At 67.0% G+C, this 17761-nt stretch carries 18 protein-coding genes; 13 read left to right on the forward strand and 5 right to left on the reverse strand.

Features of this window, described 5'->3' with window-relative positions; translation table 11 throughout:
* Nucleotides 1–538: 538 nt before the first annotated feature.
* Both ACWFR3_RS44235 and ACWFR3_RS44240 read left to right on the forward strand, forming a co-directional pair.
* Complete coding sequence (locus tag ACWFR3_RS44235) at nucleotides 539–1198, forward strand: ParA family protein (RefSeq protein WP_453740370.1); 660 nt, start codon at nucleotides 539–541, stop codon at nucleotides 1196–1198.
* A complete protein-coding gene (locus tag ACWFR3_RS44240) occupies nucleotides 1198–2373 on the forward strand; it encodes a ParB/RepB/Spo0J family partition protein (RefSeq protein ID WP_453740371.1) in 1176 nt (391 codons plus the stop codon). Before ACWFR3_RS44235 ends, ACWFR3_RS44240 begins: the two co-directional genes overlap by 1 nt.
* Before the next feature lie 358 nt (nucleotides 2374–2731).
* Here the strand turns inward: ACWFR3_RS44240 and ACWFR3_RS44245 are convergent, their stop codons facing one another.
* The gene (locus ACWFR3_RS44245) at nucleotides 2732–3256 is read right to left on the reverse strand and encodes a cupin domain-containing protein (RefSeq protein ID WP_453740385.1); all 525 of its coding nucleotides are present in this window, start codon (nucleotides 3254–3256) and stop codon (nucleotides 2732–2734) included.
* A 269-nt stretch (nucleotides 3257–3525) separates the two neighbouring features.
* On the opposite strand from ACWFR3_RS44245, the gene ACWFR3_RS44250 reads away from it, so the two are divergent.
* Entirely contained in the window at nucleotides 3526–4314 is a 789-nt protein-coding gene (locus tag ACWFR3_RS44250) for an SDR family NAD(P)-dependent oxidoreductase (protein WP_453740372.1), read from the forward strand.
* Nucleotides 4315–4403: 89 nt separating this feature from the next.
* On the opposite strand, the gene ACWFR3_RS44255 is transcribed toward ACWFR3_RS44250, so the two are convergent.
* Complete coding sequence (locus ACWFR3_RS44255) at nucleotides 4404–5054, reverse strand: TetR/AcrR family transcriptional regulator (protein WP_453740373.1); 651 nt, start codon at nucleotides 5052–5054, stop codon at nucleotides 4404–4406.
* Nucleotides 5055–5210: 156 nt separating this feature from the next.
* Here ACWFR3_RS44255 and ACWFR3_RS44260 point away from each other — a divergent pair, with 156 nt between their 5' ends.
* The 3 genes from ACWFR3_RS44260 to ACWFR3_RS44270 all read left to right on the forward strand — a co-directional run bounded on the left by ACWFR3_RS44260 (nucleotide 5211) and on the right by ACWFR3_RS44270 (nucleotide 7687).
* Nucleotides 5211–5840: an MSMEG_1061 family FMN-dependent PPOX-type flavoprotein gene (locus tag ACWFR3_RS44260; RefSeq protein WP_453740374.1), complete on the forward strand. Its 630-nt coding sequence runs from the start codon at nucleotides 5211–5213 to the stop codon at nucleotides 5838–5840.
* Nucleotides 5841–5919: 79 nt separating this feature from the next.
* A complete protein-coding gene (locus ACWFR3_RS44265; protein ID WP_453740375.1) occupies nucleotides 5920–6876 on the forward strand; it encodes a PDR/VanB family oxidoreductase in 957 nt (318 codons plus the stop codon).
* Between the two features lie 148 nt (nucleotides 6877–7024).
* Nucleotides 7025–7687, forward strand: a complete 663-nt coding sequence (locus tag ACWFR3_RS44270; RefSeq protein WP_453740376.1) for a DUF4232 domain-containing protein — start codon at nucleotides 7025–7027, stop codon at nucleotides 7685–7687.
* 84 nt (nucleotides 7688–7771) lie between these two features.
* Here the strand turns inward: ACWFR3_RS44270 and ACWFR3_RS44275 are convergent, their stop codons facing one another.
* Nucleotides 7772–8329, reverse strand: coding sequence for a DUF6368 family protein (locus ACWFR3_RS44275; RefSeq protein WP_453740377.1), 558 nt, complete (start codon nucleotides 8327–8329; stop codon nucleotides 7772–7774).
* A 96-nt stretch (nucleotides 8330–8425) separates the two neighbouring features.
* Between ACWFR3_RS44275 and ACWFR3_RS44280 the strand changes: the two genes are divergently transcribed.
* On the forward strand, nucleotides 8426–9073 hold the full coding sequence (locus ACWFR3_RS44280) for a GNAT family N-acetyltransferase (protein WP_453740378.1): 648 nt from the start codon (nucleotides 8426–8428) through the stop codon (nucleotides 9071–9073).
* A gap of 57 nt (nucleotides 9074–9130) precedes the next feature.
* On the opposite strand, the gene ACWFR3_RS44285 is transcribed toward ACWFR3_RS44280, so the two are convergent.
* Entirely contained in the window at nucleotides 9131–9802 is a 672-nt protein-coding gene (locus tag ACWFR3_RS44285) for an AIM24 family protein (protein ID WP_453740379.1), read from the reverse strand.
* 64 nt (nucleotides 9803–9866) lie between these two features.
* Nucleotides 9867–9995 (reverse strand): LPFR motif small protein, encoded by a 129-nt coding sequence (locus tag ACWFR3_RS44290; RefSeq protein WP_268251318.1) that lies wholly within the window; start codon nucleotides 9993–9995, stop codon nucleotides 9867–9869.
* A 216-nt stretch (nucleotides 9996–10211) separates the two neighbouring features.
* On the opposite strand from ACWFR3_RS44290, the gene ACWFR3_RS44295 reads away from it, so the two are divergent.
* From ACWFR3_RS44295 to ACWFR3_RS44320, 6 genes are all read left to right on the forward strand, one after another.
* On the forward strand, nucleotides 10212–10469 hold the full coding sequence (locus tag ACWFR3_RS44295) for a hypothetical protein (RefSeq protein ID WP_453740380.1): 258 nt from the start codon (nucleotides 10212–10214) through the stop codon (nucleotides 10467–10469).
* Nucleotides 10470–10849: 380 nt separating this feature from the next.
* Nucleotides 10850–11146 (forward strand): type II toxin -antitoxin system TacA 1-like antitoxin, encoded by a 297-nt coding sequence (locus ACWFR3_RS44300; protein ID WP_453740381.1) that lies wholly within the window; start codon nucleotides 10850–10852, stop codon nucleotides 11144–11146.
* Nucleotides 11143–11529 (forward strand): fic family toxin-antitoxin system, toxin component, encoded by a 387-nt coding sequence (locus ACWFR3_RS44305; RefSeq protein ID WP_453740382.1) that lies wholly within the window; start codon nucleotides 11143–11145, stop codon nucleotides 11527–11529. Before ACWFR3_RS44300 ends, ACWFR3_RS44305 begins: the two co-directional genes overlap by 4 nt.
* A 191-nt stretch (nucleotides 11530–11720) precedes the next feature.
* The gene (locus ACWFR3_RS44310) at nucleotides 11721–12338 is read left to right on the forward strand and encodes a class I SAM-dependent methyltransferase (RefSeq protein WP_453740383.1); all 618 of its coding nucleotides are present in this window, start codon (nucleotides 11721–11723) and stop codon (nucleotides 12336–12338) included.
* Nucleotides 12339–12819: 481 nt separating this feature from the next.
* The gene (locus ACWFR3_RS44315; protein WP_453740386.1) at nucleotides 12820–15960 is read left to right on the forward strand and encodes an RHS repeat-associated core domain-containing protein; all 3141 of its coding nucleotides are present in this window, start codon (nucleotides 12820–12822) and stop codon (nucleotides 15958–15960) included.
* A gap of 539 nt (nucleotides 15961–16499) precedes the next feature.
* Nucleotides 16500–16718, forward strand: coding sequence for a hypothetical protein (locus ACWFR3_RS44320; RefSeq protein WP_453740384.1), 219 nt, complete (start codon nucleotides 16500–16502; stop codon nucleotides 16716–16718).
* The last annotated feature ends 1043 nt before the right edge of the window (nucleotides 16719–17761 follow it).

The raw sequence follows: 17761 nt of genomic DNA on the forward strand, positions 1-17761 counted from the left end.
GCCTCGGTTTGGGGGCCTCCGTTTAACCGCGTAAACCCGTACACCGTGAGGGTGCGGTTTCGTACGCCCCGCGGTTTACCCGGGTTAAACCCGGGGGGCGTCGCCGCTGTCTCGTTCGGGCGCAACGCGCGGTGTCGACCGGTTTGTGCCCGCTCTGGTTTACCGCGGTAAACCAGGATGGGTTCCTGCGGTCTCGTCGAAATGACCGCGCGACGCTGTCCGGTTTGTACTCACGCTGGTTTACCGCGGTAAACCGAGACGGGCTCGCGCGGTCTCGTCGAACCGATCGTGTGGCGCCGCCCGGCCCGTGCCGCCTCTCGGTTTACCGCGGTAAACCGAGACGAGCCCCCACCGTCTCGTCGAACAGACCACGTAGCACCGCCCGGCCCGCGCCCGCGCCGGTTTACCGCGGTAAACCGAGAGCCACTTGACCCATCTGGGCAAAACGCCGGTGTCGCTGTAGGAGCAGATCCACTCGTCTGGAAAGATGCTCAATGCCCGAAGTACCGGAACCCACGGGAAGCATACGGAGCATCAGATGACTGCTGCTGTCTACGTCGTATCCATCGACCCCCAGGCCTCCACGGTCTGGTGGGCGAACCGAATCAGCGACCTGCCCTTCGACTTCTCGCAGGAGCACGAGACTCCCGAGAACCTGAAGGTCCTTCAGGACACAGGCGCCAAGGTTCACGTGATCGCCAACCAGAAGGGTGGCGTCGGCAAGACGACCACCACACTCAACCTCGGCGCTGTCGCGGCGGACGTCCTCAAGGACTCCGACCAGTTGATGCACGTCTTCATCGACACCCCCGGCAGCCTCCAGGACGAGAACCTTCTCCTGGAAGCACTCAAGTACGCGCACGACGTGATCGTGCCCATGCCGCCCGAAGGCCTCGCCTTCGACCCGACCGCCCGCACCATCCAGAAGGTCATCGAACCCAGCGGCCTCCCGTTCAAGGTAGTCGTCAACAACTGGGACCCCCGCGACGGAACCGCCGACCTGGAAGACACCCAGGCGTACATCGACGCCCAGGGCTGGCCCCGGACCAAGACCGTCATCCGCCGCTACAAGGTCCACACCCGCGCTTCCGTGGAAGGCAAGGTCGTGACGCAGTACGCGAAGAACCGCGTTGCCATGGAGGCCCGTGAAGACTTCTTCCGCCTCGCCCTGGAGCTGGGTTACGGGGGCGGCGCCTGATGGCTGCTGGACGCCGCACCAGTCTGGCCTCCCTGGCCGGCAGCAAGGTCGATGATGTTCCCGGCAAGAGCGATCCGCTGCTGCTCACTCTGCCGCTGACGAAGCTGGTCCCGACGCGCTTCAACCCGCGCCGGAACTTCGGTACCGATGAGGCACTGAGGGAGTTCGGCCTCATCCTCAAGAACCGGCAACTGCAGCCCGCCGTCGCCGTCTCCCGCTCCGGGTACCTCAAGCTGTGGCCGGAGGAAGAGCCCAACGTCGGTGACAAGCCGTACGTCATCGCCAACGGCGAGCGCCGCTATCGCGCGTCCCTGGCCATCGGCCTGACGACACTGAACGTCGTCCACGACGAGAACGTCGCCGCCAGCCGGGCCGACTTCCTTGACGCGGTCCTCTCGGAGAACAACGACCGCGAAGACCTCGACCCCATCGAGCGTGCCCTCGGCATCGAAACGATGGTCATCGAGCTCAAGGGCGCGGATCAAGTGGCCGCCCACTACGGCAAGACCAAGGGCTGGGTCAGCCAGCAGCGCAAGCTGCTCAAGCTCGCGCCGGAGCTGCAGGTACTGGTCAGCTCGGGCGAGCTCGCTGTTCGCGTCGCCCGTGAGATCGCGGGTCTGCCCAAGTCGGAGCAAGCAGCGGCGTGGGAAGAAGAACTGGCCCGCCGTGCCGAGGCCAAGGCGGCTCCTCGCAGGCGGCTTGCACCGCCGGGGGATGAGGCAACTCTGGCGGAGGCAACTCCGGCAAAGTCGGAGTCAGACCCGGCCGAGTCGAACCAGACTGCTCCCGCCACTGCCTCGACCACCGCCCCGACCAACGACGAGCGGTTTACCGCGGTAAACCAGCCCGCGGCTCCCCCCGCACCCGAGGCGATCGACTCCACCGAACCAGCCGAACCAGCCGAACCAGCAGAGCGGTTTACCGCGGTAAACAACACCGCCACGGTTGCCGCTCCCGCCGCCCCTGCCAAAGCACCCGCAGCCGATCACGAGGTTGCTGCCACCTCGGCCAAGGGCGCAGCCACCACGCTGGTCCCTCATCAGACCGGCACCGCCGCACCGGACCTGCTTCCGTGGGACGAGCCCCTCTGGTTCGACCAGCAGCTCCGCAAGCGCATGTCGAAGGCGAACCGCGACAGACTGGTCTGGCTGCTCCAAGCCTCCGACGACGACTGATCGTCGGAGCCGGGCCAAGACAGCACTCGCCCAAGACAGCACTCGCCCAAGACAACACTCGCCCAAGACAACACTCACCTCGGAGTCGCCCTGACGACACCGAGAGCGCAAGATGCGGCCCCCGCCGCCCGGATTGATTTCCGGACGGCGGGGGCCGCTCCGCGTGTACCGCCGAACAACCTCAACCCCGATAACCCCGATAACCCCGATTTTCTCCCAGCACGTCACGTCGGCGCGAAAACCGGCCTGCGCTTAGGATCGCGCACACAGAAGAATCGAACGCATCGAACAGCGCGTACTGCTGTCGCCCCGTCAGCCGCAAAGCTGCGTCGCGTCGCGTCAGGCACTCGGCAGTCCCCTACACCGCCGCCTCCGGCCCGAAGTCCTCCTCGAAGTAACTGTCGTGCCGCACCCGGAACTCCTTGAGTTCCTCGCTGCCCCGCTGCGACATCTCCGCCACCTTCTCGAAGTACTCCTCGCGCGGGGCGCCGGGGGAGAAGAGCATGAGCATCGACATCGGCTCGTCCGTCACGTTCTTGAAGCCGTGCAGACCGCCGACCGGTACGTACAGGAAATCACCGGCACGGCCGGTCACCCACTTCTCGCCGTTGAAGAGCTCCAGTTCGCCGGACAGGACGTAGAAGGACTCCGACATCGCCTTGTGAAAGTGGGTCTTGGCGCCGGCGGACCGCGCTGCCAGATCCACCTTGTACAGGCCGAACTCGCCGCCGGTCGACTCCTGCGTGGCGAGGTAGTGGGTGGCACCGCCGCCGGGCGAAGTGATCTCCGGAGGGGTATCGGCCGTACGGAAGGACGCGTTCACCTCGCCCCTGTCTCCCTGGTAGCGGGGCTCGGGGTACTGCAGGTGCTCCGGGTACGACATCGTGCGCTCCTTGTCGTTGACGCTCACCTGCATCATGGCCTCCGCCCGCAGCCCCGGCATCGGGCGTAAGCATGATCAGGATCCAGTCCCACGCCCGGGGCCTAAGACCTAGGCCGCTGCTGACTCTTCTGGTCCCACGAGGCTCCCTTCCCTCGACCTCCCAGAAGAGGAACCCATTAGTAACCCATCACCTATGACTTGCAACATTAATGTTGCAAGTCATAGAGTTATCGCATCGAGCAAGGCTCAGTTCTAGACAGAGGTGCTCCATGAACCTGCAACTAGCCAACAAAACTGCTGTCGTGACCGGCGCGAGCCGGGGCATCGGCTTGAGCATCGTCTCCGAGCTGGTGAGTGAGGGCATGCGCGTGGTGGCCGCGGCGCGGACGATCACACCGGAACTCAAGGCCACCGGCGCGATCGGCATCTCCGTGGACCTTTCAGAAGCCGACGCCCCTGCCCAACTCGTCGCCCGGGCCGAAGCCGAACTCGGCGGCCTGGACCTCCTGGTCAACAACGTCGGCGGTGGTGACGCCGGGGAGGGCCAGACGGGAGGCTTCCTCACCTTCACCGACCAGCAGTGGTACGACGCCTTCGAGTTGAACTTCCTCGCCTCGGTCCGCACCAGCCGGGCCGCGCTGCCTCACCTCACCAAGAGCCGCGGCGCCATCGTCAACATCTCTTCCAACGGAGCCAGGACTCCTCACGCGGGCCCCGTCACCTACACCACCGCCAAGGCCGCACTGACCGCGTTCGGCAAGGCGCTGGCCGAGGAGTTCGGCCCTCAGGGCGTACGCGTCAACACCGTCTCGCCCGGTCCCGTGCGTACGGACATGTGGGAAAGCCCCGACGGTTACGGAGCCGAGCTGGCCAAGTCGATGGGCCTGGAACAGAAACAGCTCCTGGCCGGCCTCCCCACCGCTATGGGCATGGTCACCGGCAGGCTGGTGAACCCCGACGAGGTCGCCGCCCTCGTCGCCTACCTCGCCTCGCCCCGCGCCGGCAGCATCACAGGGGCCGACCACATCATCGACGGAGGCGCGATCAAGACGGTGTAACCGCCGACGTACGAACGGTGCAACCGCCGACGTACGAACCGAGCGCGGGGGAGGGACCCAGCGCGGGGGAGGGGAAGCGGGACCGAGCGTCACTTTCCGCCGGGCGCCGCAGCTGACGAATGACCGCCCGTCAGATAGAGGGTGAGCATGGTGACGAGTTCGTCCTCGAACCGCCCGATGTCGACCTGGCCGGGCCCCGCCATCACCCGGTGCACCACCATCTCCACTGTGGAAACGACGAGCCGGGCGGCGATGTCCACGTCCGCGACCAGCACGTCCGGATGGTTGCGGAGCAGCTTGCGGGCATAGGCGATGCGTTTCCGCTCGCTCTGCGCGACCCGCTCCAGCAACTCCGGGGCACGCGGCCCCTGCTCCATCATCACGCGCAGCAACTGCGGGTCCTCGCGGTGATTCTCGATCGCGCCGCGCACGTAGAAGCGCATGATGCCCTCGATGGAGCCCGGAAGCAGATCGTCTTCATCCAGCGGGGCGGCGGCCATCCCGGCGTCGAGATGCCGGGTCAGCAGCTCGACCAGGATCGCGTCCTTGTTCGGGTAGTACTGGTACAGCGACCCGATGGACACCCGCGCCCGCTCCGCGATCCTGTTGGTGGTCCCCGCCGCATACCCGTACTCGGCGAAAACGCGAGCAGCGGCGTCGAGGATGCGCTGCCGGGTGAGCTCGGCCCGGACCTGACGGGGCTGTTTACGTGGCTGAAGTCCGCGGCGGTCGGACGTCATGAGACCTCCTGCGAGGGGCCGTGAAAGCGAGTAGCGCACGACGCGAGTAATTGCTCACAATAGTGCCATGAACTGCGGCGATGCGGAGCCCAGCCCGACCTGAGTCGGAGCCGGGCGGCCGCGGCCGTGCGCCGAAACCCGCTGGAGGAAGTTGCCATGACGCACGCACTCACGCGCCCTCGACGGGTCTCCCCGGAGGAAGTGCTCGCACGGCTCGGGCAGCCCGACGCCATGGTCAAGGCGAAGGTGAAGGACCGCATCGACGACTACTTCCGCTTCTTCATCGCCCACTCACCGTTCCTGACGATGGCCACGGCGGACGCGGCCGGCCGCGCCGACAGCTCGCCCCGCGGCGACTACCCGGGCTTCGTGAAGGTCCTCGACGAGCACACCATCGCCCTCCCCGACCGCCCCGGCAACAAGATCGCCGACTCCTTCCGCAACCTCGCCGAGAACGACGGCGTCGGGCTGTGCTTCTTCGTCCCCGGCATGCGGGAGGTCCTGCGCGTCAACGGCAGCGGCTACGTCACCGACGAACCCGACGTGCTGGTCCGCATGCGCACCGAGGCCAAGCGGCCGGAGCTGGCGATCGTCGTCGAGGTGGCCGAGGCGTACTTCCACTGCGGGCGCGCGCTGATCCGCTCCCGACTGTGGGACCCCGCCAGCCAGGCGCTCGCCGAGGGGATGCCGTCGTTCGGTGAGATCGCCGCCGCGCAATTCGGTGTCGACGTAGACCCGACGTTGCTCGAACAGTCCCTGGAAGAGGGCTACCGAAAGCTCTTCTGACCAGGCACTGACCGATTACGGATCAGGCACCGACCAGCACTGAGCCCTTCCCAGCACTGAGGCCCTAGAGGAATCACCGATGCAACAGCCGATTCAGCAGCCGATTCAGAAGCCGACGCAACAGCCGATTCAACCAACCGTCGTCGAACACATCGACCGGGTCGCCGAGGGCGTCGTCGCCCTCACCCTGCGCACCGCCGCCGGGCAGTTGGCGCCCTGGGACCCCGGCGCCCACATCGACCTGTCCCTGCCCAACTGGCTGACCCGCCAGTACTCGTTGTGCGGGGACCCCGCCGACCGGAACGCCTACCGCGTCGCCGTTCGCCACGACACGCTCAGCCGGGGCGGCTCGGAGTACGTCCACCGCTTCCTGCGCCCGGGCCGCGCCCTCGACGTCTCCCTGCCCCGCAACCACTTCCCCCTTATCCCCGCACCGCGCTACCTCTTCCTCGCCGGCGGAATCGGAATCACACCCCTGCTGCCGATGCTGCGCGCGGCGACGGCCGCTCGACTGCCCGCGACCTTGCTGTACGTAGGGCAGTCGGCGGCCGGCATGCCCTTCGCTGACGAACTGCGCCACTCGTACGGCGACCGGGTGCAGATAGTGGAGACAGAACAGCAGGGCAGGCCGGACCTAGAAGCCCTCGCGGCCACACTGGACGCTGACACGCTGGCCTACTGCTGCGGTCCCGAGGCGATGCTGGCGGCGGTGGAGGCGGCGTTCCCCGCCGGGCAACTGCACGCCGAGCGATTCCAGCCGGTGGCTCGTACCTTCGGCCCCGACACGGCATTCGAGGCAGTCTGCGCCCGATCGGGATCCACCGTCGCCGTGCCGCCCGACGAATCACTCCTGGACGTCCTCGCCCACGCCGGACACCCCCTGCCCTCCGGCTGCCGCGAAGGCGTCTGCGGCAGCTGCGAAATCACCGTCCTGGAAGGCACTCCCGAACACCGGGACGACATAGGCGCCCCCGCGGGCCGCATGTACCCCTGCGTGTCCCGGGCACTGTCACCCCGACTCGTCCTGGACCTCTGAACCCTGGCGAGAAAGTCCCGAATCGCACAGCGAACGCCTGTGACAGAACGAAGACGTCGCTGAGGACGGCCTGTAACTCGGTGCGCGATACAAATACTTCAGACCGCACGCACACACCGCGCTACAACGCTCCTCTTGGGGGAACACCATGAAGCACACCCGCCTCGCCGCCATCGCAGCCCTCGGCCTCGCGGCCAGCCTCTCGCTCACCGCCTGCAACAGCGACGGCTCCAGCAACAACTCGTCGTCCTCCAAGGGCTCCTCGTCCTCCTCGTCCTCTTCGTCCTCGGACAGCGGCTCGAAGGCCGAGGGCGGCTCGGAGGCGGGCACTGCGAAGACGGGCTCCGGTGAGGACACCAAGGCCGAGGCCGGCGCTGCGAACGGCGCGACGACGACCGGCAGCAAGGTCACGTTCTGCAAGACGGAGGACCTGGCCATAGACGCCAGGGACGCCGCGCCGGACGAGACCGAGGGCCGGATCGACATCACGTTGATCAACCGGGGCTCGACCACCTGCTCGGCGACGGGCTTCGCGGGCGTCGACATCAAGGACGAGGACAACACCTCGAGCCCCATCGAGCGCGGCCAGGCCCAGCCGCGGGTCACCACCCTGAAGCCCGGTGACGCCGCCGTGTTCAACCTCGCCTACACCATCGACAACACCGGCGAGAGCCTCGCGTCCCCGACCAACATCGAGGTGACGCCCCCCAACGAGACCCACAGCGTCACCCTGGACTGGCCCGCGAGCGCAGGCGACATCAAGGGCGCCTACACCGACGTCCAGGTCTACCCCACGCACACCACCAAGTAGGGGCAGCAGAGCGACAGCAGGGGCGGCTCCCGCTGACAAAGCAACGGGAGCGCCGCCTACTTGCTGCCTACTTGAGCACGCCGCCTACTTGAGAAGCCGGAACCCAGACGCCTCCGCCCACGCCCGAAGGAATTCCGCAGACCCGTACGCGGTCTCCGAGGGATCGGCCGTGGTCGCCAGTACTCCCGGAAGACCGGCGACGATCGGCACCTGGTCCTCCCGCAGTTCGGCGTTGGCGACGCCCCCGACAACATCCATGATCCCCGCCGTCAGCAGGGCTGTGGCCACGTGATCCGCCGGGCTGTTGCAGAAGGCGATGACGTCCACCGCGTGCGTCGGCGTAAATCCGATGAGGGATTCCTGGTCGACTTGGTCGGCGTGGTCGGCGTGCTCGGCTTCAAAGGTCGATTCGTCGCCGAATCCCGGCCCCATGAGACTGACCCGGATCGGCCGCGCACTCTCGACCGGCCCACCCTCCGTGCCCTCGGCCCCCAAGCTAGCGGCGGCGACATGAAGGTCGTACTCACCGACCCGCTTCTCCTCGAAGCGCACTGAGACGCCGAGCAAGAACTCGCGCAGCTGCTGGACCACGGCAGCAGGCACCGCCTCCGCCAGCTCGATCACCAACACCGGACCACTCACGCAGCAGACCGTAGCCAAAGGGCTGCTGCACTCGCACAGTTGATGCTCGGCGTAAGGTTCTGTATCCATAGGCACCTATTACGTGCGGAGGTCGCAGTGGATACCGAGATCGTGCGGGCATGGGTGGATGGCTGGAGCATCTCGCGCGGAGCCGCACCGCCGGTGGAAGAACCCTGGGGATTTACGGTCGACGTCGGCCTGCCCAAGCACGTGACCCGTCACGTCTTGCCGTACGCCGACGAGGCGCTTGTCCGCAAGCTCGCGGAGAGCGCCACAGCCCCCGGCAGCTGGCTCAAGGTGTGTATGGCCCCGGAGGTCATCGCCCCTTGGCTCACAACCGAGTGGGCATTCGACGACCCTGGCTTCCTGATGTCGACAACCCTGCGCCCGGCCCCACCGGAGCTCCCCGCCGGCTATCAACTCCGCACGTGGAGCAGGGGAGAGGTAACCCGCGCCCTCATCGTGGCCGCAGACGGCAGCTTCGCTGCCCGCGGCCAGGTCGCGGGCGGCTCCCGTGCCGACTGCGTCGTATTCGACCAGATAGAGACCGCGCCTGCTCACCGTCGCCAGGGCTTGGGGCGCGCGGTCATGCACGCCTTGGCGAATGCGGCGATCGGGGCGGGCGCCAGAAGCGGTGCGCTCGGCGCGACAGTTGAGGGGCAGGGCCTGTACAAGTCACTCGGCTGGACCGCACACGCACCGCTCACCGGCGTGTTTCGTACGTCGCCCGACGCCGGAGGATGAACCCCGGAGAATGAACAGCAGGGTGCCAAGACGTCGGTCCATAAAGACATCAGGCCCTCAGGACGCCGGAACCGGCTTGGGCTCCCCGGGGTTGACCACCGCGATGCCTTCGCCCTCCAGCTTCAGCTGCACGGCTTCGCCCGAGCCGCCCTTCACCATCGAGCCGACGCTCTGCGAACGGTGCAGCGACGGATGCAGCTGCGGGCTCCAGGCGACGACGGCGTCGGTGTCCACGTACACCGGAGCGTCCGGTGTCACAGGCAGCACCAGCGGGATGCCGGCACTGGTCAGCGCCAGTCGGCCGGTTCCGGTGAACGTGCAGTTGAACAGGCCGCCGCCTGCCATGCCCGCGCCCTTGACGGTGGTGATGTCGTAGTTCAGCGAGGCGTCGAAGCACAGGATGTTCTTGCCGTTGACCGTGAGGCCGCGGTCCGCTTCCACATCGACGAGGAAGCAGTGCGCCGCGTCGGACGCGAACCAGGCCTCACCCTCACCGCTGACCGTCATCAGGGCCAGGCCCTCGCCGGTCACCGCGCGCTTGAGGAAGTTGCCCACGCCCTGGCCCTGCCGCTCGAACTCCAGCGAGCCCCGCCAGGCGACCATGGTCCCCTGCCGGGCTCGCGCCTCGCCCTTGACGGCGTAGCGCACCGCCATGGCGTTCTCCTGCGTGAGCCCGGGGGCCGACGCGGGTTGAATGAGATTCTCGGGATCGAAGAGATTTCGATGCATGGAGCTCCCGGTACCCCGTCAACTCGCCCTCAGTCAGGCAGGGTTGAGACTACGACGGCGCGGCTCAATGGCGGCCGTGCGCGGTGTCGGAAGCTCCCCCGAACAGCCGGGCGACGGCTCGGAAGGGCAGGGTCACGACGGTGGCGATGGCTCCGCCGATGGCGCGGAACACGTCTGCGATGGCCTTCAGCATGAGGGCACCTCCAGAAAATGGCCGTTCGTCCGGTGGGCCGGCGACGGCGTGTGGGACACCGCACGTTCTCCGTACGGCTTGACCAACCCCCGGTGCCCTCAGCTGAGCAGTGGAAACACGCATGCGGCCGCCATCGTGAAGTGTCGTCGCGCTGTCCGCGGGTACCTGCTCCGGCCAAGAGCCGAAGGGCCGCCGAACGGTCAAGGAGGAGACATCGTGAGTGAGTGGATACCGGCCTCCCCCGGCGAGGACGGCAGCACCCCAATTCCCAGGGACCCACCTGACCAGCAGGCAACCGACGAGCCGGACGCCTGGGACCTGGACGTGGGCAAGGCCGACGATGACGGAGACGACGCCACCACCAAGGCGGCCGAGGTCCCCGAGACAGACGAGGGAGGCACCGCGAGGCGCGGCGAAACCGACGCCCTGGAAAGCCACCCGGAAAAGCCGGTCCCGGACGAACCGTCCGGCTGACTGAGGAGCCGAGGTGAGCCCCCTGCCGGACGGGGGGCTCACGGTGCCTCGGCCTCGGCCCGTGTCAGCACTTCGCAAGGGAGAGGATCAGAGAGGTGCATGCGGCAGACGTGGCAGACCTGGCAGATCTGGCGGCGCCCGGCGGGGGACCGGATGGACCACCATGGCTCGGGATCGCCTTCGGCGTGCTTGTAGTGGTCGGAGCGGTGTTCTTCGCGGTCAGCCTCATGCGTGGTCGAGGCAAGTGAGAAATCAGTCTCATGCGTGGTCGAGGCAAGTGAGAAAGAGGTGACGCGGTCCGCCTGCGTCACCCGAGGGCGTGCTGGCCTGCTTGGCCTGCGGTCTGGCCACCACATGGGGCCATTGGTACCATCGGTACCATGACAAGCAGCCCCAAGGCGCTGAACCTGAGGTTCCCCGACCCGGCGCAGCGCGCGGCGATCGAGGCGGCGGCCCGGCAGGAAGGCATGAGCCTGCAGGAGTACATCCTGCGGGCCGCCGTCGACCGGGCCACCGCGGTCGAGAAGACTTTCCTGGCCGCGTTTCAGACCTCGCAAGCACGTAGCGGCGAGGCCTTCCGTGACCTCGCCGAACTGGACCCGGCCCCGGAGCGGCGGGCGGCCGAGCAGACTGCCCGCCGCGACCTGGACGGCCCTGCGCAGGGGCACGCTGCGTGACCCAGCCCGAACCGCAGCACCCGCTCGACGTCTCCTTCCTGCTCCACGCCGCCGAGCTCCTCGAGGGGGACCCCCAAGTCGACGACCTGGGCCCCTTGTACGCGGCGATCGGACGAGTCAACGCGCGCGCCCTGGAACACGACATCTACGGCTCGCTCAACCTGAAGGCGGCCGCGCTCCTGCACACCCTGGCCCGCCTGCCCTGCCTCGAGCACTCCAACGCGGCCTTCGCCTGGCACTCCACCGAGGCCTACCTGATGCTCCACGAGCGCCGCCTGGACTACCCCATCAAGTCAGCAGCCGAACTGGTACGTGACGCCGCCTCCGGCACCAAGGGCGTGGCCGGCATCGCGCGCCAGCTGCGCGACTGGACCGTCGCCTGACCATCCGGAGCGAGGCGGCTGTAGACGCCGGACATCTTGGGCCGAACAGGCATTGCCGACTGCTCTGGCGAGGCATGCTGCCACCTCGCCAGCCACAAGGTCTCCGGCATGAGCGGCACCGAAACCAGCGGGTCGGGGAGCCAAGCGGGTCGCGGACCGAGCATCCGCGCAGCTCACCTACCCTGTACGTCATGAGCCGTTGGGAAGAGCTGACCGGTGGAACGTCCGGAGAGGACTACGCCGCCCGCTTCGCGGCCCTGGCCGACAGCGGCAAGGACATGCACGGCGAGGCACAGCTGTGCGCCGCGCTCGTGCCCGCCGGGGCGCGGGTGCTCGACGCCGGATGCGGTACCGGCCGGGTCATGATCCGCCTGGCGGAACTCGGCTACGACTGCGTCGGCATCGACCGCGACGCCTCCATGCTGGCCGTGGCCCAAAGGCAGGCGCCGCAACTGCCCTGGATCCAGGCAGATCTCGCCACGTTCGACCCGGCCGAACTCCCCGGCGGCGCGGAGTTCGACCTCGTGGTCGCCGCCGGTAACATCTTTCCGCTCCTTGCCGCGGGCACCGAGGCGACGGTGATCAAGCGCCTGGCCGCGGCCCTGCGCCCGGGTGGCCTCCTGGTAGCCGGATTCGGCCTGGACGCAGCCCACCTGCCGGTGCCGCCTGGCATCACCCTGGCCGAGTACGACGCCCACTGTGCGGCGTCCGGCCTGACGTTGGCCGACCGCTTCGCGACGTGGGACGCGGCCCCCTACGAGGGCGGCGGGTATGCCGTCAGCGTCCATCGGGTGCAGCGCAACAGCTGAAGGCACCCCTCCGCAGGACTCGTACGGGCAGAGCTCCTCTGGCTTTCGCGTGGCGATGCGACCGACCATTTCCGGACACTTTCCGGGCGGCAACAATTTCGCAGGGCGCAACAGGGGTGTCGGGCGGGACGGGTAAGAGCCTGTCTGTGCCCTGTTGTCCCCACGGAGGGGAGGGGCTAGTTCCACCACGTGTGGCACAGGGGTTCGGGGGCACCGGCCGTGGCTTGTGGTGATGGCGTGTCAGGTTGTGTGCCTCTCGTGACCGCCCGGGTCTGCGGGACGTGTCTTCCTGTGGGGGGAAGCCTTGATACATCGCACCTGGGGTGCGCGCCTTTCGCGTGCCCGCAAGAGAACCAAACTGGCCACGGCGGCGGTTGTGGCCTCCGGCGCCTTGACCCTGTCCCTGCTGCCGGCCGCGGGTACCGCCGCTGCCGCAGATGATCCCGGATCGGCGTGGGGCAAGGACGCCCCGACGTTCACCATGCCGCCGGTCAAGGTCGGCACGAACGACCCGGTGGCGCCGCAGGCGGAGCGCACACCCTCGGACGAGGTGGCGCAGTGGCGGGCCGAGCAGAAGCAGCGGGCCCGGGGCGGTGACACCACCGGCCGCTCCGCACGGGCGGCGCCCAGCGACTACGTACCCGAGGGGCAGGGTGATGTGCCCTGGCACAAGATCAGCAACTTCGCGATCACGGACGCGCTGACGGCCCGGGTGAACTACTCGACCGGCAACCTCATGCTGACCGCCACCGACTTCCAGATCGCCGGCGTGGGCCAGAACCTGAGCTTGTCACGCACCTACAACTCGCTGGACGCGCCGTGGGGCAAAGTCTCCCAGCGGTGGTGGCAGCAGTACGAGCGCTACCTGCAGGTCCTGGACGGCGAAGTCGTCCTCTACGACGCCTCGGGCGACAGTGTGCGCTTCGCCCAGAAGGCGGACGGCACCTTCACCACGCCCAAGGGCTACTCGAAGGAACTGAAGAAGAACGCGGACGGTACCTACACGCTCACCAACTGGAAATCCTCGTCCAAGGACACCTACAACGCCGACGGCACCCTGACCAAGGTCACCGACAAGAACAAGGGCGTCATCACGGTCACCCAGCACGACGAGGGCGGCGAGCACAAGGGCTTCAAGCTGACCGAGACCCGCTCAAACCGCTGGATCGACCTGCTCAAGACCGACGCCTCGCAGTGGCAGGCCAAGGACAACAGCGGCCGCACTGCGGTCTTCGACCTCGACGCCGCCGGAAATCTGCACCGCACCACGAACCCCGAGGGCAAGACCACCACGTTCGACTACGACTCCTCCCGCCGCCTGACGAAGATCACCACGGCGGAGAAGCGAGTCACCGTCTTCACCTACGACAGTGCCAACCGCGTCACCTCCATGCTGCGCGCCACCGAGTTCAACGGTTCCGGCCACACCGGCCCGACCTGGAAGTACGAGTACGACACAACCGTGCCCACCGCCGCGGGCACGACCAAGGTCACCGACCCCGAAGAGCACGCCACGCGCTACAAGCATGACGGCGACGGCCAGGTCGACGAGGTCACCGACGCCCTCGGGCACAAGCGCTTGACCAAGTTCGACGCGAATCACAACGTGGACACGGCCACCGACGCGATGGGCTCGGGCACCACGCCGGGCAATGTGTCGGACTACGGCTTCAGCACCCGCAACAACCTGGAGAGCGTGGAGTCGCCGACAGGCGGAAAGTCGGTGGCCAGCTGGCAGACGATCGCCGGCGGGGACGTGCCGAAGGAGTCGACGAACGCCGACGGCGAGAAGACGACCTACGGCTACGACACGGCCGGCAACACCAAGTCGGTGGCGCAGGAAGGCACCGGCGGCGGCAGCGTCTCCTACACCTACAACCCCGCCACTCCCACCTGCAAGGGCTTCGAGGGGCAACGCTGCACGGCCGAGACGAAGATGTCCGCCTCCAAGACGGTCAAGACATCCTTCACCTACGACGACAAGGGCAACCTGGTCAAGGTGACTCCGCCCAAGCCGCTGGGGGAGAGCACCTACACCTACGACAGCCTGGGCCGCACCGAGACCCTCACCGACGGCCGCGGCATCAAGAAGGTCTTCACCTACGACCACCTGGACCGCATCAAGACCGTCTCCAGCACCAACGACACGGTCGCCTACTTCTACGACGACGACGGCAATCTCACCCAGCGCGACGACAACACCGGCACCACCAAGTACCAGTTCGACCCGCTCCAGCGCGAAACGGTCCGCACCCTCCAGGACGGCTCCCAGACCCTGTTGGCCTACACCCCGGCCGGCAACGTCGACTACTACCAGGACCCGGCCGGGAAGGTCGACTACACCTGGAACGACGTCAACAAGCTCAGAGAGCTCAAGGACCCGCAGGGCAGGGTGACGTCGTACAAGTACAACAACAACGACGTCCGCACCGAGACCGCCTACCCCGGCGGAACGGTGCAGAAGGTCGACGTCGACAAGTCCGGCCGCCCCGAGAAGATCAAGGCCACGTCCAGCAAGGGCACCCTGGTCGACCTCGCCTACACCTACGGTTACGGCACCGGCGCCAAGACCGACGGCGACAAGATCCGCACCAGCACGGACGCCGTAGCGGGCACCAAGACCACCTACAGCTACGACGGCGCGGGCCGCTTCTCCTACGCGGCGGAGAACAAGGGCGCCACGCTCAACGAGTCCTGGCAGTACTGCTACGACCTGGCAGGCAACCTCACCAGCCAAGGAGTGGAGAAGGGCTGCCCGCGAGGCGCCACCTACACGCTCAACGACGCCCAGCAGATCACCGCGAAGAATGGCTCGTCGACGAACTGGTCCTACGACAAGGAGGGCCACGAGACGGCAGGCGCCTCCACCCCTGAAGGAACCCGGACGGGCGAGACCTGGTCGGACCACAGCCAGCTCACCTCGCTGACCGTCGGCGGCAAGACTTACGCCGGCCAGTACGGCTCCACCGACCAGAGCGAGCGCATCAAGCTGGGCGAGACCTACTTCCACAACGGCCCGATCGGCCTGTCCGCCACCTCAACGGCAGGCGTGGACACCGGCTTCAACCGAGAACCGGAGGGCACACTCAACTCCATGACCCGTGACGGGAAGGCGTACTACTACCTCACCGACGCCCTCGGCTCCGTCGTCGCCACAGCGGACGATTCCGGCGCGAAGGCCAACTCGTACTCCTACAGCCCCCGTGGCGTCACCCGCTCCGGGAGCAGCGAGAAGGTCGCTCAGCCCTACCGGTTCGCTGGCGGTTACCAGGACGCGACAGGCATGTACCACCTCGCGGCCCGCTACTACGACCCCAACATCGGCCGCTTCACCCAACCCGACCCCTCCGGCCAGGAAAAGAACCCCTACCTGTACGCCGAAGGCGACCCGGTCAACAGTATCGACCCCACAGGGTTGTTCCCCATCCCCGTTCCGGATTGGGCCAAGTCCACAGGCCGGTTCCTCAAGTCGAAGGCCGGTTTGCTGTGGAGGAAAGGTGGCGGTCCTGCTCTCGCCGCAGGCTGTTACATCAAAGCTGCTGTGACCGACACGGATAACTCGTGGGAAGACGAGTTCAACGACCTCAACGAATGCTACAACCCGGCCTCTTATCTGCAATGACAAGGAGGTGCAGATGGTCCCCCACGCTCAACCACCGATGAAGGAGATCAGAGCAAGGAACTGGGCGTGGAGTAGTTTCTTTGTCGCAGCTCTCTTGAACTTCCTCGCGACTCTCTTCGACTTAAATGGCCCGCTATGGTTCGCGCTCCGAACTGTCGTCTTGGTCATATTTGTCGCCTCCTTGCTGGCCTACCTGGGTCTGCGGGCGCAGCGCTTCCGCGCTCGACAGGGGGAAGACGAGGGCTGAAGTGAGGCCCCGGTTCACATGCCACCCGGCTCTACCACTTCGCGGCCCGCTCCTGCGACTCCGCCATCGGCCGCGAAGCCGGTCCGCAGGCATACGGCAACTGCTCGGCCGGCCTGGCATCGGCCGGCGACCAGATAGGAGGCGACGATAGCGGCAACCCCACTGCGGCCCTCAGCGGCGGACTGGGAACCTACGCCTCAACGCCGACCTGCAGCGGTGGGCTGCAAGGGCAGCTCTAGTCTCGTTGTCGCCCGCGTGCAGAACGCTCAGCTATTGACGCAGGAGGGAACAGATGCGGGTACTCGTAGCGGTCCTCGCCATCATCGGGGGAATTACGCTAATCGCGTCGAGGAAGAAGTTCGGAAAGAAGGCTGTGAGCCAGCAGAACGTCTTCGGACGAGCGAATGCGGCAGCCGGAGAATCGACTGTTCGCCTCGGCCCGGTTGTCATCGGGTGCTTCATGCTGATTATCGGTGTCCTGGTGGCCACTGGAGTCGTCAAGGCCGGGTAGGTCAGGAGGAGCGCTACATCCCTACTTCTTGAAGGATGAGCTGCACTCAGCGCGTAAACAACCGTAGTGAACGGGTGGGCGGACTCCTGCGAATGGTGCTTCGTCGGAACGCTTAATAGGGTGTGGCCGCGGCCAGTCCGCGGCCACACCTATCGACCTTGCATAGGCGATCCTGTGCGACGCGAAGTGAAGGTGCACGGGTATGCCCGCCCGCCTCACCGTGTCCTCGGCTGGCTGTCGCCGTCGTTACGCGGATCTCGCGGTCGGTGTGCGGGGCGGGGAGATCGACGGCCGGGAGTACGCGGGCGGCGTGCGCGTCTTCAAGAGGAGAACCCCTACCGCTACGCCGCAGGCGACCCCGTCAACATCATCGACCCCAGCGGACTGATCGGCTGCCCCAATTGGCTGGAGGGGACATGCAAGACGGTCGGGAAGGGTGCGAAGAAGGCCTGGTCGGGCCTGAAGAAGGTCGGCAAACCCTTCAAGGGCGCGGGCGCATACGGGCTCTTCTGCTACACGTGGAAGTCCTTTACCGAAGCCGAGCCCCACGACAACGAGTGGGGGCACGAGATGAAGCAGCTGGCCAAATGCATGGGTGGCGGAGCGTCCCTACCGGAATAGCAGAATTCGCCTTCTCGGGCAAAAGCTACGCGAAAGGAACGAGCATGGGTGACACGGGCATCAACGGCCCTGCCGAGCGGGCCTTCGTTTCGGTCGCAACGGCCGTTGCTGTCGGGCTGGTCACTGGGACATTGGCCTTGATAGCGGGTACTTCATTCCCCGGCTCTGCATCCTATGCGGGGTGGACTGCTCTGATCTGGACACCCGTCGTCTTCATCGGCACGCTTGTGTACGACGCGTACAAGAAGCGCAGAGGTCAGCGGATACCCAAAAGCTAAGAGTCTCTGCTATTCGCTTCGAACGCGAAGGTCGTTCCCCTCACCGGAACGTACAGGGAACCACGACTCGGGCCGCGGGGGCCGGGCGGGGCCCCCGCCCCCCCCACCGGCCGGGGCCCCCCCGGCCCGGGGGCGCCGGGGGGA

The organism is Streptomyces sp. NPDC055189, assembly GCF_053606765.1.